This window comes from Xanthobacter aminoxidans (genome assembly GCF_023571765.1).
Classification (GTDB): Bacteria; Pseudomonadota; Alphaproteobacteria; order Rhizobiales; family Xanthobacteraceae; genus Xanthobacter; species Xanthobacter aminoxidans.
Genome location: NZ_JAMJXC010000001.1, coordinates 348,798 through 369,450 on the forward strand (window position 1 = coordinate 348,798; position 20,653 = coordinate 369,450).

17 protein-coding genes are annotated in these 20,653 nt (G+C 69.1%); 6 read left to right on the plus strand and 11 right to left on the minus strand.

Going from position 1 to position 20,653, the window contains the following annotated elements:
* Positions 1–108: 108 nt before the first annotated feature.
* The 9 genes from EJ105_RS01560 to EJ105_RS01600 all read right to left on the minus strand — a co-directional run bounded on the left by EJ105_RS01560 (position 109) and on the right by EJ105_RS01600 (position 10,672).
* The gene (locus EJ105_RS01560; protein WP_250165046.1) at positions 109–1,638 is read right to left on the minus strand and encodes an L-aspartate oxidase; all 1,530 of its coding nucleotides are present in this window, start codon (positions 1,636–1,638) and stop codon (positions 109–111) included.
* Complete coding sequence (gene nadA / locus EJ105_RS01565) at positions 1,635–2,660, minus strand: quinolinate synthase NadA (protein ID WP_250165047.1); 1,026 nt, start codon at positions 2,658–2,660, stop codon at positions 1,635–1,637. The genes EJ105_RS01560 and nadA overlap by 4 nt, the downstream gene beginning before the upstream one ends.
* 58 nt (positions 2,661–2,718) lie before the next feature.
* Positions 2,719–3,648 (minus strand): NUDIX hydrolase, encoded by a 930-nt coding sequence (locus EJ105_RS01570; RefSeq protein ID WP_250165048.1) that lies wholly within the window; start codon positions 3,646–3,648, stop codon positions 2,719–2,721.
* Positions 3,649–3,794: 146 nt separating this feature from the next.
* Positions 3,795–4,817: a two-component system response regulator gene (locus tag EJ105_RS01575; RefSeq protein WP_024277171.1), complete on the minus strand. Its 1,023-nt coding sequence runs from the start codon at positions 4,815–4,817 to the stop codon at positions 3,795–3,797.
* Positions 4,814–5,479 (minus strand): chemotaxis protein CheB, encoded by a 666-nt coding sequence (locus tag EJ105_RS01580; protein WP_250165049.1) that lies wholly within the window; start codon positions 5,477–5,479, stop codon positions 4,814–4,816. The genes EJ105_RS01575 and EJ105_RS01580 overlap by 4 nt, the downstream gene beginning before the upstream one ends.
* A 44-nt stretch (positions 5,480–5,523) precedes the next feature.
* The gene (leuD, locus tag EJ105_RS01585) at positions 5,524–6,129 is read right to left on the minus strand and encodes a 3-isopropylmalate dehydratase small subunit (protein WP_029556789.1); all 606 of its coding nucleotides are present in this window, start codon (positions 6,127–6,129) and stop codon (positions 5,524–5,526) included.
* Positions 6,130–6,308: 179 nt separating this feature from the next.
* Positions 6,309–6,866, minus strand: coding sequence for a cytochrome b (locus tag EJ105_RS01590; protein WP_029556790.1), 558 nt, complete (start codon positions 6,864–6,866; stop codon positions 6,309–6,311).
* Positions 6,867–6,941: 75 nt separating this feature from the next.
* The gene (locus EJ105_RS01595) at positions 6,942–7,373 is read right to left on the minus strand and encodes a metallopeptidase family protein (RefSeq protein ID WP_024277175.1); all 432 of its coding nucleotides are present in this window, start codon (positions 7,371–7,373) and stop codon (positions 6,942–6,944) included.
* A 656-nt stretch (positions 7,374–8,029) separates the two neighbouring features.
* Positions 8,030–10,672: a ligase-associated DNA damage response DEXH box helicase gene (locus EJ105_RS01600; protein ID WP_250165050.1), complete on the minus strand. Its 2,643-nt coding sequence runs from the start codon at positions 10,670–10,672 to the stop codon at positions 8,030–8,032.
* 126 nt (positions 10,673–10,798) lie between these two features.
* On the opposite strand from EJ105_RS01600, the gene ftsW reads away from it, so the two are divergent.
* The 4 genes from ftsW (at position 10,799) to EJ105_RS01620 (ending at position 16,111) form a co-directional block, all read left to right on the plus strand.
* A complete protein-coding gene (gene ftsW / locus EJ105_RS01605) occupies positions 10,799–12,010 on the plus strand; it encodes a putative lipid II flippase FtsW (protein WP_029556792.1) in 1,212 nt (403 codons plus the stop codon).
* Between the two features lie 93 nt (positions 12,011–12,103).
* A complete protein-coding gene (gene murG / locus EJ105_RS01610; protein WP_250165051.1) occupies positions 12,104–13,231 on the plus strand; it encodes an undecaprenyldiphospho-muramoylpentapeptide beta-N-acetylglucosaminyltransferase in 1,128 nt (375 codons plus the stop codon).
* Complete coding sequence (murC, locus tag EJ105_RS01615; protein ID WP_029556794.1) at positions 13,228–14,640, plus strand: UDP-N-acetylmuramate--L-alanine ligase; 1,413 nt, start codon at positions 13,228–13,230, stop codon at positions 14,638–14,640. Before murG ends, murC begins: the two co-directional genes overlap by 4 nt.
* 193 nt (positions 14,641–14,833) lie before the next feature.
* Positions 14,834–16,111 (plus strand): GGDEF domain-containing protein, encoded by a 1,278-nt coding sequence (locus EJ105_RS01620; protein ID WP_250165052.1) that lies wholly within the window; start codon positions 14,834–14,836, stop codon positions 16,109–16,111.
* 31 nt (positions 16,112–16,142) lie between these two features.
* Here EJ105_RS01620 and ccrA read toward each other — a convergent pair whose 3' ends face one another.
* Positions 16,143–17,426: a crotonyl-CoA carboxylase/reductase gene (ccrA, locus tag EJ105_RS01625; protein WP_029556796.1), complete on the minus strand. Its 1,284-nt coding sequence runs from the start codon at positions 17,424–17,426 to the stop codon at positions 16,143–16,145.
* Between the two features lie 282 nt (positions 17,427–17,708).
* On the opposite strand from ccrA, the gene EJ105_RS01630 reads away from it, so the two are divergent.
* Positions 17,709–17,945 carry a GlsB/YeaQ/YmgE family stress response membrane protein gene (locus EJ105_RS01630; RefSeq protein ID WP_024277182.1) on the plus strand — a complete coding sequence of 79 codons (237 nt, stop codon included), beginning with the start codon at positions 17,709–17,711 and terminating at the stop codon, positions 17,943–17,945.
* A gap of 83 nt (positions 17,946–18,028) precedes the next feature.
* Here the strand turns inward: EJ105_RS01630 and EJ105_RS01635 are convergent, their stop codons facing one another.
* Positions 18,029–18,400, minus strand: a complete 372-nt coding sequence (locus tag EJ105_RS01635; protein WP_245279319.1) for a hypothetical protein — start codon at positions 18,398–18,400, stop codon at positions 18,029–18,031.
* Between the two features lie 245 nt (positions 18,401–18,645).
* Between EJ105_RS01635 and EJ105_RS01640 the strand changes: the two genes are divergently transcribed.
* Positions 18,646–20,619 (plus strand): protein meaA, encoded by a 1,974-nt coding sequence (locus EJ105_RS01640; RefSeq protein WP_250165053.1) that lies wholly within the window; start codon positions 18,646–18,648, stop codon positions 20,617–20,619.
* Positions 20,620–20,653 lie beyond the last annotated feature (34 nt).

Genomic DNA, 20,653 nt, shown 5'->3' on the forward strand with positions numbered 1-20,653 from the left:
CGTTCGATGGGATCATTTCCCCGTTTCGCGGAACGGGGAAATGATCCACGTTATTGAGTTGACGCATTTTCTTCACGCGAACCGGTACCCACTTCGCTCGAAAATGCTTTAGGCGAAGGCGAGGTCCGGCACGCGCACGCGCCGGGCGGCGGCGAGCGCCGCGGGAAGGGTGATGCGTGACCGCCGGGCGACCGGCGCGGTGGCGGGGAAATCCGTGCGCGCATGGGCGCCGCGGCTTTCGGTGCGGGCGAGGGCCGAGGCCGCCATCATCAGGCCGACGCGGGCCGGGGCGGCGGCGGGGCCTGAGCCTTCGGCCAGCGGCAGCAGGCGGGCGAGCGCCGTCGTCAGCCCCTCCGCATCGCGGGTGACGCCGACGAGGCGGGAGACGATGGCGCGGGCCGGAGCCGTATCGGCCGGCGTGGGCAGGCCGGACGGGGCGGGCGCGATCGCGCGCCCCGCCGCCTGCCCGGCGATGCTGTGCGCCACCTCCCGCCCGCACACCACCGCTTCCAGCAGGGAGTTGGAGGCGAGGCGGTTGGCGCCGTGCAGGCCCGTGGCGGCGCACTCGCCCGCCGCCCAGAGACCGGGGACGGTGCTGCGGCCTGCCGCGTCCACCGCGATGCCGCCCATGTGGTAGTGCGCGGCAGGGCGGATGGGCACGAGGTCGGTGGCCGGATCGATGCCGGCGGCGCGGCAGCCGGCCGCCACCTGCGGGAAGCGGGTGGCGAAGCGCGCGCCGAGGCTGGCGCGGGCATCGAGGAACACCTCGCGCCCCGCCACCACTTCGCGCCAGACGGCACGGGCCACCACATCGCGCGGCGCCAGCTCTCTGCCCGGCACGTTCTCCAGAATGCGCCGGCCAGCGCCGTCCACGATGAGCGCGCCTTCGCCACGCACCGCCTCGCTGATGAGGGGGAGCGGGCGGGCGGGCGTCGCCAGCGCGGTGGGGTGGAACTGCACGAACTCCAGGTCCGCCAGCTCCGCCCCGGCCTCGGCGGCCAGCGCGATGCCCACGCCCCAGGAGGCGACGGGATTGGTGGTGTGTTCGTAGAGCGCGCCGACCCCGCCCGTCGCCAGCACAAGGCGGCGTGTGGCGAGCACCCGCGCGCCTTCGGCGGTGGCCACGAGCAGGCCGCAGACTGCGCCATCGCGCATCAGGATGCGCCGCGCCTCACCCTCGACCAGCGTGATGGAGGGGCAGGCCCGCTCGGCTTCCGACATAGCGCGCACCAGTTCCCGCCCGGTGCCGTCGCCATCCGCATGGACGATGCGGCGCCGGCTGTGGGCGGCTTCGAGGCCAAGCAGCAGGCCGCCGGCCGCGTCGCGGTCGAAGCGCACGCCGAGGCGTTCAAGTGCGGCGATGGCCTCCGGCCCGGCGGAGAGGATGCGGCGGGCGGCCTCGGCATCGCAAAGGCCGTCGCCCGCCGCCAGGGTGTCTTCGAGGTGGAGGGCGTCATCGTCGTCCGCGCCGACGCTGGCGGCGATGCCGCCCTGCGCCAGCGGGCTGGAGCCGTCCGTGCCGAGCGGCGCGCGGGTGACGAGCACCACCGGCTCGGGGGCGAGGAAGAGGGCGGCCGCGAGCCCGGCGATGCCGGCGCCGACGATGACGGGCCGGCCTTCTAAAGGCGTGTGGGTCATAGCGCCAGCATCCGCTCGACCGAGACCCGGGCGCGCGCGGCGATCTCGGGGTCGATGGTGACTTCGTGGAGATTGTTCTCCAGCGCGGCGCGGATATTGCGGAGCGTGATCTTCTTCATGTGCGGGCAGAGATTGCAGGGGCGCACGAAGTCGATGTCGGGATAGTGGACCGCCACATTGTCGGCCATGGAGCATTCGGTGAGCAGCACCACGCGGGGCGGGCGCTTCTCGCTCACATAGTCGCTCATGGCGGCGGTGGAGCCGGCGAAATCGGCTTCCGCCACCACTTCCGGCGGGCATTCCGGGTGGACGAGCACGGTGACGCCGGGATTGGCCGCGCGCAGCTCGCGCACGTCGGCGGCGGTGAACAGCTCGTGCACCTCGCACTGGCCGGCCCAGGAGATGATGTCGATGCCAGTCTCGGCGGCGACGTTCTTCGCCAGATACTGGTCCGGCAGCATGATGACCTTGGGCACGCCGAACGACTTCACCACCCGCGCCGCATTGCCCGAGGTGCAGCACACGTCCACCTCGGCCTTCACGGCGGCGGACGTGTTCACATAGGCGATCACCGGCACGCCGGGATGGGCGGCGCGCATGAGGCGCACGTCGGCGGCGGTGATGGAATCGGCCAGCGAGCAGCCGGCGTCCTGATCGGGAATGAGGACGGTTTTGCCCGGGTTCAGCAGCTTCGCCGTCTCGGCCATGAAGTAGACGCCGGCCAGCACGATCACGTCCGCATCCACCCGCATGGCCTCGCGGGCCAGCGCCAGGCTGTCGCCCACGATGTCGGCGACGCAGTGGAAGATTTCCGGCGTCTGGTAGTTGTGCGCGAGGATGACGGCGTTGCGCTCGCGCTTCAGCCGGAGGATCGCCTCCGCATCCTCGGCGAGGAAGGCCCAGTCGGCGGGCGGCACCACCCGGCGGACCTTCTCGTAGAGCGGCGCCGTGCGGGCGAAAGCCGCCGCGAGGGCATCCGGAGTGGGAGAAACGGGGGCGGCGGAAAGGGTGGATGCGACCATTGTCTATACTCAGTTTGAGCATATGTTGGGCATATGCTTATCCTGAGCATAAGTCTTGTCAAGAGCGTGCGAGGGGCAATTTCGTTCCGGCGAAGGCCCGCTCCTCCACCACCGCATGGCGGAAGCGGAAGAGTTTTGCAGGCCGGCCAAGGGTTTCGGTGGTGGCGCCGCCGGCTTCCTCCACCAGTTCCTGCTGCTCCATCAGCCGGCGAAAATTCTGCTTGTGCAGCGTCCGGCCGGCGATGGCCTCCACGCAGCGTTGCAGCTGGAGCAAAGTGAAGGTGGGCGGCATCAGCTCGAACACCACCGGGCGGTATTTGATCTTGGCGCGCAGCCGCGCAATCGCTGTGGCGAGGATGCGCCGGTGGTCGGCGATCATGGCCCGTCCGGCCCCCGCGGCCTCCGCGTGCCCCTCGCGGCGCAGCCGTTCCGCGACGATGCCGGCCTCGAAGAGCAGTTCGTAGCGCTGGAGGGTCAGCTCCTCGTTCCAGGCCGCGCCGTCGAGCCCGAAGCTGAGGGCGGCGCGCTGGCGGCGGTGGCTGCGCTCGGCCACCGAGGGGGCCGCCTCCGCCCAGTCGACGAGGGCTGGCGCGAGCGTTGTGGCGATGACGGGCGGCGGCCCGTCGCGGTGGTCCTCCCACGGGAAGTACTCATACCAGCCGTGCCACTCGGCGGCGCCGGCCGTGGCTGCCTGCTCGCGGGCAAGGCCGAGATAGGAGATGGAGATGGTGCGCGCGGCGCTCTCCGCCCCGGCGCGGTCCTTGTCGGCGAAGGTGTAGAGCTGCTCGAGATAGCCGAGCGGATGGTGGGTGCGCTGCTCCACCCAGTCGCGCAGGCCCTGCTGGAGGGAGCGGTGCGCCAGCTCGAACGGGCCGGAGGGCAGGGCCGAGCCATGCTCCACCGTCATCACCCGCGGCTCGCCGCCGGTCACGGCCGCAAGCACGGCGATGAGGTCGACGACGACGGATCGGCTGGCGGACTTCGGCATGAAGCTCCCGAAAGGCGGTGGCTGGGCGGTGGGCGGGCCGTGGTCTGGTCGCGGGGGAGCCATCCGCCCGCACTGTCCCGGATATCACGGCCGCGCCGGGCTGCGAAGGCGCACCGCGCCCGCACCCCGCACCCCTTCAGGGGGGCTCAGGCCGATTGCACCACCGGCCGGGCGATGGCGAGGCGCACGCCGTCCTTGCCCTGCTGCTTCACCTCGTACATGGCCGTATCCGCGAGGCGGATCAGCTCGGTCTCGTCGGTGGTGTGGCGCGGATAGAGCGCGATGCCGATGCTGGCGCCGACGCTGACCGTGTAGGCCTGATCGTTGTAGGAGACGATATAGGGCTCGCGCAGCACCTCGCACAGGCGCTGGCCCTGGGCGTGGGCGGCATCGCCCTCGGCCAGGTCCACCATGATGACAGCGAATTCGTCGCCCGACAGGCGGACGGCGAAATCCTCCTGCCGCAGGTTGCCGCGCAGCCGGTTGGCGATGGCGCACAGCAGCTTGTCGCCCACCCCGTGGCCGTGCCGGTCGTTGACCTGCTTGAAGCCGTCGATGTCGATGTAGAGCAAAGCGAATTCCCGCCCGTGGCGCTGCGCCTGGGCGCGCGCGCGGGTCAGGTGCTCCACGAACAGGATGCGGTTGCCGAGGCCGGTCAGGGCATCGTGGGTCGCCATGTGGCGGATCTGCTTCTCGACCCGGCGGCGCTCCTCGATCTCGATCTCCAGCTGCCGGTTGCGCTTCTCCAGCTCCTCCAGCGCGCCCTTGAGGCGCAGCTTGGAGATGTGCAGGTCGAGGAAGACCGTGACCTTGGAGAGGAGCACGGCGTCGTTGATGGGCTTGGCGATGTAGTCCACCGCGCCGAAGGTGTAGCCCTTCAGCCGGTTGATGTCGTCGTGATAGGCCGCGGTCACGAACACGATGGGCACGTCGCAGGTGGCCGGGTCGTTGTTGAGGAGGGCGGCCACCTCGAACCCGTCCATATCGGGCATCTGCACATCGAGCAGGATGAGCGCGAAGCGGTGGTCGAGGCAGAGCGCCAGCGCCTCGTTGCCGGAATGGGCCTCGTAGATCTCGGCCTTCACGGGGGCAAGCAGGCGGCGCATGCCGACAAGGTTGGCGCGCACGTCGTCGACGACGAGAATCTTGGGCAGATCGGCCATGCTCATTCGGCCATCCTCGGTCGCAAGTGCCCGCTCAAGTCTCCGCGCGGGTTACGGCCGAACGCCGTGAGCGCCTCGGCGAGGACGGCCAGCGGGGCGCAGAGGTCCGCGCCGGCGCGCTGAAGCGCGGCCAGCGGCATGGTATCGACCTCGGCTTCCGACGGCTCCTGCACGAAGGCACGGCCTCCCAGTTCGCGAATGCGCTTCAGTCCCTCCGCCCCGTCGCTGCTGGCGCCGGTCAGGACCACTCCAGCCAGGGCGTCACCGTAGGCCTCGGCGGCGCTGGCGAACAGAACGTCAATTGCAGGACGCGAATAGCACACCCGCGGGTCCACGGAGAGTGAAAAACAACGGTCCCGCCCCACTTCCAAGTGGTAACCGCTAGGGGCGACATGGACAAGGCCACCCGCAAGGGGGCACCGCTCCTGCGCGAGAATGACGGCCCGCCCCGAAAGACGGGCGAGGATGGCGGGCAGCAGGTCCGGGCCGTCCGCCCCCACGTGGTTGACCAATGCGATGCCGACGTCCGGTTCCGGATCGAGCGCGGCGAGCAACCGGCCGAGGGCGGGAGGCCCGCCCGCCGACGCGCCGATGACGATGGCGCGGGCTGCGGGCCGCATACCCGGGGTGAACGCGCCCGGGGGGAAAGGGTCGGGGGATGGTTCCATCGCCCGCCCGTCCTTCCCGTCAGCGCCGCGGCCGGTTCACGGCGTCACAGCCAGGGCTGCTCGGCGCCCTTGGTGGTCTCGTACTGGTCGATGGCCGGCGCCTTCTGGAGGGTGAGGCCGATGTCGTCCAGACCCTCGACCAGGCAGCGCTTGCGGAAGGGGTCGATCTCGAACTTGACCACGCCGCCGTCGGGGCCGCGGATTTCCTGGGCCGGCAGATCGATGGTGAGGGTGGCGTTGGCGCCGCGCTCGGCGTCGTCGAACAGCTTGTCCAGGTCGTCCTTGGAGACGACGATGGGCAGAATGCCGTTCTTGAAGCAGTTGTTGTAGAAGATGTCCGCGAACGACGTGGAGATCACGCAGCGGATGCCGAAGTCCAGCAGCGCCCACGGCGCGTGCTCGCGCGAGGAGCCGCAGCCGAAATTGTCGCCAGCGACGAGGATCTTGGAAGAGCGGTAGGCGGGCTGGTTCAGCACGAACGCGGGGTTCTCGGCGCCGTCGTCGAGATAGCGCATCTCGGAGAACAGGCCCTTGCCGAGGCCGGTGCGCTGGATCGTCTTCAGATACTGCTTGGGGATGATCATGTCGGTGTCGACATTGACCAGCTTCATCGGCGCCGCGACGCCCTCCAGGACCGTGAACTTCTCCATGGGACCTTCTGCCTTATCCGTCTGCCGGGTCTCGGGTACCGGGCCTCGGTGGCTGAAACCCGGCGGCGCAGCCCGTGTCTATGGCGCGCCGGACGCACCCCGCAGGGCGCGCCCGTAACGTTCATCCATAACAGGCACGCCGCGCCTTGCACAGCGCCTTGGCCCCGCCGGCGCGCGCGTCAGGGGGCGAGGCGCTCCGGCAGCATGCGCTTCAGCACGTCGTCCTTCAGCACGACGTGATGGAGCACGGCGGCCGCTGCGTGCAGCAGGGCCAGCACGATCACGGCGTTGGCCATCAGCTCGTGGATCTCCTGCACCTGCTTGCCCAGGTCGCGGTTCACCGCGATGGGCGAGGGGATGGTGAAGAGCGAGAAGAAGGACACCGCATTGCCGCGCAGGAAGGCGAGATAGACGCCGAGCGCGAGCGTGGCGATGAGCGCGAGATAGAGCAGCCCGTGCACGATGTGCGAGGCGATGGCCACCGGCCGGCTGATCTGCGTCGAGGCCGGCGGATTGCGGCCGAAGATGCGCACGGGAATGCGCACCGCCACCAGCGCGATGAGCAGGAGGCCAACCGAGATGTGGACCCACCACACCATGCCCCGTGCCGGCGTTCCCCGCGCGAAGAACTGTTCCAGGTAGGTCACGCCGAATGCCGTGAAGACGGCGATGGCGGTGAGCCAGTGCAGGGCGCGCAGGGCCGGCCCGTAACGGGTCATGCGAGGATCGACAGGCATGGAGGTCTCCTTTTTGGAGTCATTCTAGAAAGCGCTGCCGCTGGGTCCAGTGCCAAGGTAGTGTTTTGCCTGCGGTCAATTGGCCCGGTCCTCGATGGCCTCCATGTCGTCGTCGCTGAGGCCGAAATGATGGCCGATCTCGTGCACCAGCACGTGGGTGACGACATCGCCGAGGGTTTCCTCGTTCTCCGCCCAGTAATCGAGGATGGGGCGGCGATAGAGGAACACCATGTTGGGCATCTGCCCGGTCTGGGCCACCGCCCCGCCCTGCGCGCGGCCGATGCCGTGGAACAGGCCGAGCAGGTCGAACGGGGTCTCGGCGCCAAGCTCGTCCAGCACCTCGTCGGTGGGAAAGTCCTCCACCTTGATGACGAGGCCCTGGCACAGGGCGCGGAACGAGTCCGGCAGGGCGGCGAAGGCCTCCTGCGCCAGCTGCTCCAGTTCCTCCAGCCCGGGGGCCTCCACATCGTGCCATCGGCTCTTCGACGGTACGCCGCTCAACGACATGCTTCCCCTCCTGCCGGTTACATCCGCGTTACTTTATTTTGCAGCGCAACATCACGAACCGCTGAAGTCGTCGCCGGGGTGGCCGGTCCGGTGACTTCCGCGGGCCCGGCGTCACGGACCCGTGACTTTCCTGAACACTTCGTTAACGCAAGCATCAAAAAGGGTTCAGGGTGACTTGGTTAAGGAACTCTTAATCCCCCTGCATCGTTGTCGGTGCAGAACGGGATCTTACGGGATCTGGGAGTAAAGCCATGCTTCGCAAGCTTGCTGTCACGGGCGCTCTGGTGTCCATCCTTGGTATCGCTGCGTTTTTCGCCCCCCACGAGGCCAGCGCCGCTTCGGTCGCGACGGTCGTGGGCGCGGTCTTCTGAGTCAGCGGAAGATTGTGCGGGCCTTTTGTGCCCTGGTCGATCACGCGATTGTGATGAAGTTGGAGCCGGTTCAAAGTTGCTCGTCTCATGGATGCAACAGCTCCGATTTGTCTTCGCAGGTGCGAAATGCGCCACGGGGACGGGACGTGGCGTGCCGCAAAGGCTTGCCGCGAGGGAATTTCATGTGCTTGAGCGCATCGGGCCTGACGCCCGCAGGCGGGGATTGGTGATTCGCGGAAGGTGATCCGCGCAAGGCTGGCCTGACGGTCCCGGCGCGCCTGACGCTCATTCCGTCGCCGCCCGCACCAGTTCCTCCTCCGCCTCGGCGAGCAGCGCCTCGTTGGCGTCGCCGCCCACGCTCTCCCGTCCGATCTCCAGCAGCACCGGCACCGCCAGCGGCGACACGCGCGGCAGCGGCTGGTGCACCACATGCCCGCGGATGCGCGCGAGCATTTCCCCCAGCCGCTTCACGTCCAGCAGCCCGGTCGCCGCGTCCGCCCGCGCCGCGCGCAGCAGCAGGTGGTCCGGCTCGTGCCGGCGCAGCACGTCATAGATGAGGTCGGTGGAGACCGTGACCTGGCGCGAGGTCTTCTCCTTACCCGGAAACCGCCGCTCGATGAGCCCGGCGATGACGGCGCAATGGCGGAAGGTCCGCTTCATCAGCGCGCTCTCGGCCAGCCACGCTTCCAGATCGTCGCCCAGCATGTCCTGGTCGAACAGGTCGTCCAGCGACAGCCGCCTCTGGCTGATGGCGGCCCCCATGTCGCCGGCGGCATAGACGGCGAGGGCATAATCATTGGCGACGAAGCCCAGCGGCTTCAGCCGCGCCCGCTCCAGCCGGCGCGTCAGCAGCATGCCCAGCGTCTGGTGGGCGAGCCGGCCCTCGAACGGGTAGGTGACGAGGTAATAGCGCCCCGACCGCTCGAAGGTCTCCACCAGCAGATCGTCCCGGCCGGGCAGGCGGGACTTGGCCTTCTGCAATTCCAGCCAGTCGCGCACCTGCGGCGGCAGGGCGGCCCAGCGCTCGGGGGCGGAGAGCAGCGCCCGCACCCCGGCGGCGAGGAAGGTGGAGAGGGGGAACTTGCCGCCCGCATAGGCCGGCACCTTCGGCTCGGTGGCGGTGGTGCGCGAGACATAAACCTCGTCCTCCACCAGCACCTCGTAGCGCAGGATCTCCCCCGCGAAGACGAAGGTGTCGCCGGGCACCAGCGTCTCGACGAAATATTCCTCCACCTCGCCCAAAAGCCGCCCGCCGAAGCGCACCCGCCCGGCAACGCCGGTCTTGGCTGCGCCGCGCGCCGAGACGAGGCGCACCTTCAGCATGGAGGCTTCCACGATGGTGCCCACGTTCAGCCGGTAGCCTTGCGCGATCATGGGATTGGCGACGCGCCACAGCCCGTCCCTGGTGCGGCGGATCTTGGCGTAGCGCTCATAGGCGCGCAGGGCGTAGCCGCCGGTGGCGACGAAATCGAGCGCCGCGTCGAAATCTTCGCGTGACAGGGCGCGATAGGGCGCGGCCGAGCGCACCTCGCCATAGAGCGCATCAGCCGAGAAGGGCGCGGCGCAGGCCATGCCGAGGATGTGCTGGGCCAGCACGTCGAACGCGCCTTCCCGCTCGGGCGGGGTGTCCTGCGCGCCTGCCTTCACCGCCTCCAGCGCGGCCCGGCATTCCAGCACCTCGAACCGGTTGGCCGGGACCAGCACGGCGCGGGAGGGCTCGTCCAGCCGGTGGTTGGCGCGGCCGATACGCTGCATGAGGCGGGAGGCGCCCTTGGGCGCGCCCACATTGATGACGAGATCCACATCGCCCCAGTCGATGCCGAGGTCGAGGGAGGAGGTGGCCACCACGGCCTTCAGTTTCCCCGCCGCCATGGCCGCCTCGACCCGGCGCCGCTGTTCCACCGCGAGGGAGCCGTGGTGGAGGGCGATGGGATAGTTGAGGTCGTTGATGCGCCAGAGTTCCTGAAACAGGAATTCGGCCTGCCAGCGGGTGTTCACGAAGACGAGGGACAGCTTGTTGGCGCCGATCAGCTCGTAGATCTCCGCGAAGGCGTGCTGGGCCGTGTGGCTCGCCCACGGCATGCGCGCCCGGCTCTCCAGCATGGAGATGTCGGGGGCCGCCCCGCCCGCCGCGATCACCAGATCGGCGAGCGCGGGCTCGGCCGCATCCTCATCTTCGTTGTGGATTTGCGGCACCAGATAGCGCCTGAGGTCGTCCGGCTCCGCCACGGTGGCGGAGAGGCCGACGCATTGCAGGCCGGGGGCAATGGCGCGCAGCCGCGCGAGGGCGAGGGATAGCAGGTCGCCGCGCTTGGAGGTGACGAGGGCGTGCAGTTCGTCCAGCACCACGCGCTTCAGGCCTGAGAAGAGGTGCTCCGCATCCTTGGAGGCGAGCAGCAGGGAGATCTGCTCCGGCGTGGTGAGGAGGATGTGCGGCGGGTCGCGCCGCTGGCGCTGGCGGCGCGAGGCGGGCGTGTCGCCGGTGCGGGTCTCCACGCGGATGTCGAGCCCCATCTCCTCGACCGGGGCTTCCAGATTGCGGGCGATGTCCACCGCCAGCGCCTTCAGCGGCGAGATATAGAGCGTGTGCAGCGGCGAGGCCGGCCGCTCCGCCTGCCAGCGGGCGAAGGGCACGGGGGCCGCGCCGGCGTCTGTTTCAGGGGTTTCGGCCACCGGGGCGGCGGCCTTGCGGATCTTCGCCTTCGGCCGGCTCAGTTCGATCAGGGTCGGCAGGAAGCCGGCCAGCGTCTTGCCGGCGCCGGTGGGCGCGATGAGCAGCACCGAGTGTCCGCTCTCGGCGGCGGCGATGAGGTCGAGCTGGTGCGCCCGCGGCGTCCAGCCCCGCGTGCGGAACCAGCCGGCGAACGGCTCGGGAAGGGCGGATGCCCCGGACGGTGTCGCGCTGCGCGCCTTGCTCGCTCTGGCCACGAGGCAAAGATAGGGCGCCCGGCGCCGTTCCGCGATGCCCCCGGAGCGTGACGACGATCCTTAATCGGCCGTCAACCAACGCGGGGGCATGGTGCGGGAAATGTCTCGTCCCGGAGTATGCGTCCCATGATGTCGCGCGCCGACCGCACCGTCTTGAGCGAATGGTGGTGGACGGTGGACCGCGCCCTGCTGGCAAGCCTCTGCGGGCTGATGGTGATCGGCATCATCCTGTGCCTCGCCGCCAGCCCGGCGGTGGCCGCCCGCCTCAACATCGCCGACCCGTTCCACTTCGTGAACCGGCAGGTGCTGTTCCTCCTCCCCGCCGCGGTGGTGATGATCGCCACCTCCTTCATGTCGCCCCGCACCATCCGGCGCACCTGCGTCGTGGTGTTCGGCGTGTTCTTCGTGCTGCTGCTGGCCACGCTGGTGTTCGGGCCGGAGGTGAAGGGCGCGCGGCGCTGGCTCACCATCGCCGGCATCACCGTGCAGCCGTCCGAATTCATCAAGCCGGCCTTCGTCATCCTCGCCGCATGGCTGTTCGCGGAAAGCACCAAGCGGCCGGAAATGCCGGCGACCCTGTTCGCCTTCCTCCTGCTCGGCAGCGTGCTCGGCCCGCTGGTGAAGCAGCCGGACTTCGGCCAGAGCCTGCTGATCTGTCTCGTCTGGTCGTCCCTGTTCTTCCTCGCCGGCCTGCGCTGGATCTGGATGGTGGGGCTGGTGGGCGTCGGCGCGGGCGGCGGCTTCATCGCCTACATGACCGTGTCCCACGTGCAGAAGCGCATCAACCGCTTCCTCAATCCGGATTCCGGCGACACCTACCAGATCGACGCGGCGCTGAACTCGTTCAGGAGCGGCGGCTGGTTCGGCACCGGGCCGGGCGAGGGCACCATGAAGCGGATGCTCCCGGACGGCCACACCGACTTCGTGTTCGCGGTGGCGGGCGAGGAGTTCGGCATCATCCTGTGCCTCATCATCCTCGCCCTGTTCGCCTTCATCCTGCTGCGCTCGCTCTCGCGCGCCTCGAAGGAGAGCGATCCCTTCACCCGCTTCGCCATCACCGGCCTTGCGCTGCTGTTCAGCCTGCAGGCCTCCATCAACATGGCGGTGAACGTCCATATCGCGCCGGCCAAGGGCATGACGCTGCCCTTCATCTCCTATGGCGGCTCCTCGCTCATCTCCATCGCCTTCGGCATGGGGATGCTGCTGGCCCTCTCGCGCAAGCGGCCCGGCGCCGCGGCGCTGGCGCGGCTCAGCGAGGGCCATGGCGCCGATCCGCGCCGGGGCGAGAGCCTCGCCCGCCCGGTGTCGCCGCCCGCCGCGATGCCCGATCCGGCCTGATCGCGCGGCGCGCGGACGCGGAACCGCCGCATTGCCGGGGCACTGCGGCACGCTGCCTGATGCTTCGGCCGCTCCGTGGCCCGAGGGGATAATGTGACCGATCTCGTCCTTCTCGCCGCCGGCGGCACCGGCGGCCACCTGTTTCCGGCCGAGGCGCTGGCCGCCGTGCTGACCCGGCAGGGCTTCACGGTGGATCTCGCCACCGACGCCCGCGCCGCCCGCTATGCCGGGCACTTCCCGGCGCGGGAGCTGCACGTTCTGCCGGCCGATACGGTGCGCGGGCGCTCCCCCATCTCGCTCGCCCGCACCGGCTTTGCGCTCGCCTCCGGCTTCGTCTCCAGCCTCGCCTTGCTGCGCCGGGTGAAGCCGGTGGCCGTGGTGGGCTTCGGCGGCTATCCGACTGTGCCGCCGCTGCTGGCGGCGAGCTTTTCCGGCGTGCCGAGCATCGTGCATGAGGCGAACGGCGTGATGGGCCGGGCCAACCGGATGCTGGCGCGCCGCGTCACCGCCATCGCCACCGGCTTTCCCAGCGTGGTGGATGCCGATCCCGCGCTGAAGGCCAAGGCGGTGTGGACGGGCAATCCCCTGCGCCCCGCCGCCATCGCGGCTGCTGCGGCGCCCTATGACCCGCCCGTGCCCGGTGGCGACCTCCATGTGCTGGTCTTCGGCGGCAGCCAGGGCGCGCGGGTGATGTCCGATGTGGTGCCCGAGGCCATCGCGCGGCTCGGCGCCGATCTCCGGAGCCGCCTCGTCCTCGTCCAGCAGGCGCGGGAGGAGGATCTGCAACGGGTGCAGGACACCTATGCCCGGCTCGGCGTCCGGGCCGAGGTGAAGACCTTCTTCGACGATCTGCCGGCGCGCATGGCGCGCGCCCATCTCGTCATCTCGCGCTCGGGTGCGGGGACGGTGGCGGAACTCGCCGCGCTGGGCCGGCCCTCCATCCTCGTGCCGCTGCCCCATGCGCTGGACCAGGATCAGGCCGCCAACGCCCGCACCCTCGCCGAGGTGGGCGCGGCGCTGGTGCTGCGGCAGGTGGAATTCGAGCCGGACCGGCTGGCGCTGGAACTCAATACCTTTGCCGCCGAACCCGCATCATTGACGCGGATGGCCGATCGGGCCAGAAGCCAGAGCGTGCTTGACGCCGCCGAGCGGCTGGGCGGTCTCGTCCGGCATCTGGCGGGCGGCGGCGCGGTCGCAACCTTCAGGGGAAACAGCGCATGAAGCTGCCGTCCGGCCTCGGCTCCATCCACTTCGTCGGCATCGGCGGCATCGGCATGAGCGGCATCGCCGAGGTGCTGCACAATCTCGGCTACGAGGTGCAGGGCTCGGACGTGGCCGACAGCGCCAACGTGAAGCGCCTGCGCGAGCGCGGCATCAAGGTGATGATCGGCCACGCCGCCGCCAACGTGGACGACGCCGACGTGGTGGTGGTTTCCTCCGCCATCAAGCGCGACAATCCCGAACTGATGGCCGCCCGGGCCAAGCGCCTGCCCGTGGTGCGCCGGGCCGAGATGCTGGCCGAGCTGATGCGGCTGAAGAGCTGCGTCTCCATCGCCGGCACCCACGGCAAGACCACCACCACCTCGCTGGTGGCGGCCCTGCTCGATGCCGGCAACTTCGACCCCACCGTCATCAATGGCGGCATCATCAACGCCTACGGCACCAACGCCCGCCTCGGCGACGGCAACTGGATGGTGGTGGAGGCGGACGAGAGCGACGGCACCTTCCTGAAGCTGCCCACGGAAGTCGCCATCGTCACCAATGTGGACCCCGAGCACCTCGACCACTTCAAGACCTTCGACAAGGTGCAGGAGGCGTTCAAGGCGTTCGTGGAGAACGTGCCCTTCTACGGCTTCGCGGTGATGTGCATCGACCATCCGGTGGTGCAGGCGCTGGTGGGCCGCATCGAGGATCGGCGCGTCATCACCTATGGCGAGAACCCGCAGGCCGACGTGCGCCTGGTGGACGTGGACCTGAAGGGCGGCGTCACCAAGTTCGGCGTGGTGTTCCGCAATCGCGCGGGCGAGACCGTGCACGAGATCCGCGGCCTGCGCCTGCCCATGCCCGGCAAGCACAACGCGCTGAACGCCACCGCCGCCATCGCCGTCGCCCACGAGCTGAAGGTGCCGGACGAGAAGATCATCGAGGCTCTGTCCCAGTTCGGCGGCGTGAAGCGCCGCTTCACCCGCACCGGCGAGTGGAACGGCGTGACCGTGTACGACGATTACGGCCACCACCCGGTGGAGATCGCCGCCGTGCTCAAGGCCGCCCGCGCGGCGAGCGAGGGGCAGGTGATCGCCGTGGTGCAGCCGCACCGCTACAGCCGCCTCGCCTCCCTGTTCGACGAATTCTGCACCTGCTTCAACGATGCCGACCATGTGGTGGTGGCGCCCGTCTACACCGCCGGCGAGGCGCCCATCGAGGGCGCGGACCGGGACCATCTGGTGCAGGGCCTCATCGCCCACGGCCATCGCTCGGTGACGGCGCTGGACGGGCCGGAGCAGCTGGCCGGCATCGTCGCCGGGCTGGCGAAGCCGGGGGACTATGTGATCTGCCTCGGCGCCGGCTCCATCTCGGGCTGGGCCTATGCGCTGCCGGCGGAGTTGCAGGCGCTGAAACCTGCAGCCTGAAGGGGTTGAGCTGAAATATGAGGTCGTCACCGGCTTCTGCCGCGGGGTGATCTGCGTATAGACTGGTCAAAGCAATGCCGGGCCGGGGGGCATCGGCAGCGCAGGGGGCCAGTGGCTTGGGGCAGGCAGCGGCGGCGGCACTGCGGCGGGACGGGCCTTCGCGCTCGGCGCTCGGCGTCCGGGGGGACGGGTCATGAGCCTGTCCGTCCTGTTCTTCAGCACACTTGATGTGCGCACCCTCTTCCGCCTCATGTCCCTGGCGGACTTCGTGGTCTGCCTGCTGCTGCTCGGCTATCGCGAAACGGGGACCAAGCAGCGGCTCATCCGCCGCTTCGTGTGCGCCCGGGTGCTGCACGGTGTTGCCTGCATCCTCATCAGCCTGCGCGGCGACATCTCCAGCCTCGTCTCGGTCTATGTGGCCAATGTCACCATTTTCTTCAGTTTCGCGCTGGAGGTCTCGACCATTGTCGACACGCGGGAGCACCGGCGCGGCGTCACCCGGCTGCTCTTCGGCGTCGCGACGCTGGGCAGCGTGGTCTTCGTCCTCGCAGCCACCACGCCGGGGCTTTACGTGGGCTACGCCGCGATCATCATCAGCGCGCTGTTCGGCATCGCGTTCGCGGCACTGGCAGGGGATGGGGAGGGCTCGCGCCTCCAGCGCATCATCGCCGGCTTCTACCTGCTCGTGTCGCTCGCCTTCCTGATGCGGGCCTATGCCGGCTTCGGCGCCGGGATGGGGGTGTTCGATGCCCCGCCGGCGCTGTCGTTGGGGCTTCTGGTGATGTTCGGCTATTGCGTGGGTGCTGGGGTCGGCTTCCTCCTGCTGCTGAAGGAAGACGTGGACCGCCGCCTGCTGGTCGCCGCGACCATCGATTCCCTCACCGGCATCCTCAACCGCCGTGCCTTCTTCGAGGCCGCGCGCGAGCGGCTGGCGCGGGCGGCGGGCCGCGGCGAACCGGCCAGCCTGCTGCTGGTGGACATCGACCACTTCAAGCGCGTGAACGACACGTTCGGCCATCCGGCCGGCGACGAGGTGCTCGCCGCCGTCACCGAGCGCCTGCACCGCGCGCTGCGCGCCCACGATCTCTTCGGCCGGGTGGGCGGGGAGGAGTTCGCGGTGCTGCTGCCCGAGGCGGAAGCGGAGGCCATCGTGGTGGCAGAGCGGATGCGGCGTGCGGTGCGCGGGCTGACCACGCCGGCGACGTCGCACCTCGATTGCAGCGTCTCCATCGGCTGCGCCAGCATCGCGGCCGGAGAGCGCGCCACCATCGAAACCCTGTTCCGGCGCGGCGACGCCGGTCTCTATGCCGCCAAGCGCGCCGGTCGCAACCGCGTGGTGGCGGCTGGGGCGGACCTCGCGACGGTGGAGATGACCGCGCAGACGGCCGGGATGCCTGCGGCACCGCGGCCGCTTGATGGCGCGGCGCTGTCCTTTGCAAATGAAGAGGGCCGCGGCGTGCCGCGGCCCTGAGATCGTTCCTGATGGCGCGGAAGGGCGCGCCTCACTTCTTCGGCAGGGCCTCGAGCACGTCCTCGAAGGTCCGAAGGCCGGTGCGGGGGGCGTTCACCAGCACCGCCATGTTGCCGGGGGCATGCTGGTTCTTCCACATCTTGGTGTGCGCCTCGGGGATGCGGTCCCACGGGAACACTTCCGACATGCAGGGGTCCACGCGCCGGTCGATGATGAACTGGTTGGCGGCGGAGGCCTGCTTGAGGTGGGCGAAGTGGGAGCCCTGGATGCGCTTCTGGCGCATCCACACATAGCGGGCGTCAAACGTGATGTTGAAGCCGGTGGTGCCGGCGCAGAACACGATCATGCCGCCGCGCTTGCCCACCAGCGTCGACACCGGGAAGGTGCTCTCGCCGGGATGCTCGAACACGATGTCCACGTCGCGCTTGCCGGTGATGTCCCAGATGGCCTTGCCGAACTTGCGGGCTTCCTTGAGCCAGTCCGCATATTCCGGCGAGTTCACCTTGGGCAGCTGGCCCCAGCACTTGAAGTCCTTGCGGTTGATGACGCCCTTGGCGCCGAGGCCGAGCACGTAGTCGCGCTTGGTCTCGTCGGAGATGACGCCGATGACGTGCGCGCCGGAGGCGGCGGCGAGCTGCACGCCGAACACGCCGAGGCCGCCCGAGGCGCCCCACACCAGCACATAGTCGCCCGGCTTCACATCATGGGGCGGATGGCCGAACAGCATGCGGTAGGCGGTGGCCATGGTGAGGGTGTAGCAGGCGCTCTCTTCCCAGGTCAGGTGCTTGGGGCGCGGCATCAGCTGGCGCGCCTGCACCCGGCAGAACTGGGCGAAGGAGCCGTCCGGCGTCTCATAGCCCCAGATGCGCTGGGAGGGGGAGAACATCGGGTCGCCGCCGTTGCACTCCTCGTCGTCCCCGTCGTCCTGGTTGCAGTGGACGACCACCTCGTCGCCCACCTTCCAGCGCTTCACCTTGGAGCCCACCGCCCAGACGATGCCCGAGGCATCGGAACCGGCGATGTGATAGGGCACCTTGTGCACGTCGAACACGGAGATCGGCTCGCCGAGGCCGGCCCAGATGCCGTTGTAGTTCACACCCGCGGCCATCACGAGCACGAGCACGTCCTGCTCGCCCAGCTCCCAGGTGGGCACCACCTCCAGCTGGAACGACTGCTCCGGCGGCCCGTGGCGGTCGCGGCGGATGGCCCAGGCGTACATGTTGGCGGGCACGTGACCAAGGGGCGGAATCTCGCCGAGCTCATAAAGGTCCTTCACCGGTCCCTCGTTCGTATTGGCGGCTGCCGTCTGGGCCATGGCTGTCGTCCTCTCCTGGTGTGGACCGTTCGGTCGCGTCGTTAAGTCCCTATCTCGCAATGCAGCGTAGCAGAGAAAAAATCCAAGGCGATAGTCATTCTCAACCCCGACATTCGGCCATGCGGCGCTGCGGCACAGGACAATGAACGCCCAAGACCCCGCTGGAGTTTCCCGGCTGGCGTTTCCGGCTGCGCTGGCGTTTCCGGCGGCGGCGCGCCCCGCTAGAGTGGCGGTGTTCCGCGCCGGACGGCCGGCGCCGACACAAGGGCATGGGAGAAGTTCATGGGCATCATCTGGATGATCATCGTCGGGGCGGTCGCCGGCTTCCTGGCGGGCCAGCTCTTCCAGGGCTACGGCTTCGGCCTGGTGGGCAACATCGCCGTGGGCATCGTCGGCGCCATCATCGGCGGCTTCCTGTTCGGCGGCGTGATCCTCGTGGGCGGCGTGATCGGACAGATCATCTCCGCGACCATCGGTGCGGTGATCCTCCTGTTCGTCATCTCGCTGGTGAAGCGCTAGCGCGAAGCCCCGCCGTCGGCCCGTGCTGCGCCATCGTTCCGGGGCAGCATGGGCCGGGCGGGCGCGCGATTTCGCGGCGCGTTTCAGGAGGCCTTCTGGGCGTCCTCACGCTGGAAGGAGATGCCGCATTTCTTCTGGATCGAGACCTGCTCGATGGCGTCCATCTCGCCCTTGAGCCGCGCCAGTTCCGCGGTCTGCGCATCGTCGCCGCCGACCAGAAAGGCGGCGGGCCAGAAGATGACCACGGCCACGGTGGTCGCCACCGCATCGCTGGTCGCCCGGTTGTTCTGCGCTCCGGTCAGGGCGATGGCGCGGGCCGATATGCGCTCGGCTTCCTGCGCGAGCTGCTGGCAGCTGTAGCTCTGGAACTGCATCGGCGAGACATAGGCCGCCGAGACCTTGTCGGCCGATTTCGCGCATGCGGCGGTCGCCAGCGCCGCCATGAGAACCACCACCTGCCGCACCCCAGTCCCCCCGGATCCGAAACGGGTGGAAGGCTAGCATCAATGCAATCAAAACGAGAAATTATTTAGAAATACAATCAATGCGTTCGGCGCGACGGTTGAGACGGGCGCCCGATTCGGGGCGCCCTGCGCGGGGCCGCCGCCCTCCGGTATTGGAAAAATTTCCCATCGACGGCGCGCGCATTGCGACGCACAATCGCGGCAAATATCCAAAAGCGATGGATGGGGATTAGGAAATGGTGCTCCGCGACAAACCCTGGCTCTTCCGCACCTACGCGGGGCATTCCACCGCCGCGGAATCCAACAAGCTCTATCGCTCCAACCTCGCCAAGGGACAGACCGGCCTCTCCGTCGCCTTCGATCTGCCGACCCAGACCGGCTACGACAGCGACCATCCCCTCGCCCGCGGGGAAGTGGGCAAGGTCGGCGTTCCCATCTCCCACCTCGGCGACATGCGCACCCTGTTCCAGGGCATCCCGCTCGCCGAGATGAATACCTCCATGACCATCAACGCCTGCGCGGCGTGGCTGCTCTCGCTCTACATCGCCACGGCCGACGAGCAGGGCGCGGACCGCACCCGGCTCCAGGGCACGACGCAGAACGACATCATCAAGGAATACCTCTCGCGCGGCACCTATGTGTTCCCGCCTGCGCCCTCCATGCGGCTCACCAAGGACACCATCATCTTCACCACCGAGCATCTGCCCCGGTGGAACCCGATGAACGTGTGCTCCTACCATTTGCAGGAAGCCGGGGCGACGCCGGTGCAGGAGCTGGCCTTCGCGCTGGCCAACGCCATCGCCATCCTCGACACGGTGAAGAAGTCGGGCGAGGCGGAAGGCGCCGTGTTCGGCGAGGTGGTGGGGCGCATCTCCTTCTTCGTGAACGCGGGCATGCGGTTCATCACCGAGATGTGCAAGATGCGCGCGTTCGTGGACCTCTGGGACGAGATCTGCGTCAACCGCTACGGCATCACCGACGCCAAGCAGAAGCTGTTCCGCTACGGCGTGCAGGTGAACTCCCTCGGCCTCACCGAGCAGCAGCCCGAGAACAACGTCTACCGCATCCTCCTGGAGATGCTGGCCGTCACCCTCTCCAAGAAGGCCCGCGCCCGCGCGGTGCAGCTCCCCGCCTGGAACGAGGCGCTGGGTCTGCCGCGCTCGTTCGACCAGCAATGGTCGCTGCGCATGCAGCAGGTGGTGGCCTACGAGACCGACCTTCTCGAATACGGCGACATCTTCGACGGCTCCACCGAGATCGCCAAGAAGGTGGAGGAGCTGAAGGCCGAGGCGCGCGAGGAGCTGGCCCGCATCGAGGGCATGGGCGGCGCCGTCGCGGCCATCGAGAATTCCTACATGAAGCAGCAGCTGGTGGAGTCCAACACCCGGCGCCTCGAGAATATCGAGCGCGGCGATCAGGTGGTGGTGGGCGTCAACCGCTGGACCGAGAGCGAGCCCTCGCCGCTCACCACGGGCGAAGGCGCCATCCTCACCGTGCCGGAGGGCGTCGAGGCCGAGCAGATCGCGCGGCTTCAGGCGTGGCGCGAGGCCCGCGATGCGAAGGCCGTTGAGGCGGCGCTGGCGGACCTCAAGAGCGCGGCGCAGGAAGGCCGCAACATCATGGAGCCCTCCATCGTCTGCGCCAAGGCGGGCGTGACGACGGGCGAGTGGGGCACCTGCCTGCGCGAGGTGTTCGGCGAATACCGCGCCCCCACCGGCGTCGGCCGCGCCGCCCGCGTGGACACGCAGGGCCTCGAGGAGGTGCGCAAGAATGTGGATGCGGTCTCTGAGAAGCTCGGCCGCCGCATCAAGTTCCTGGTCGGCAAGCCCGGCCTCGACGGCCATTCCAACGGCGCCGAGCAGATCGCGGTGCGCGCCCGCGATTGCGGCATGGAAGTCGTCTACGAGGGCATCCGCCTGACCCCGGCCGAGATCGTCAACGCCGCGCTGGAGGAGAGCGTCCACGTGGTGGGCCTCTCCATCCTCTCCGGCTCCCACGTGCCGCTGGTGCGCGACGTGATGGAGCGGATGCGGGCGGAAGGCCTCTCCGACGTGCCGGTGGTGGTGGGCGGCATCATCCCGCCGGAGGACGAGGCCCAGCTCAAGGGCTTCGGCGTCGCCGCCGTCTACACGCCGAAGAATTTCGAGCTGAACCGGATCATGGCGGACATCGTGACCATCGTGGACCGCGAGGCCCAGAAGGCGGCGTGATCCACGCGTGATGCACCGGGCGCGGCCTGTTCAA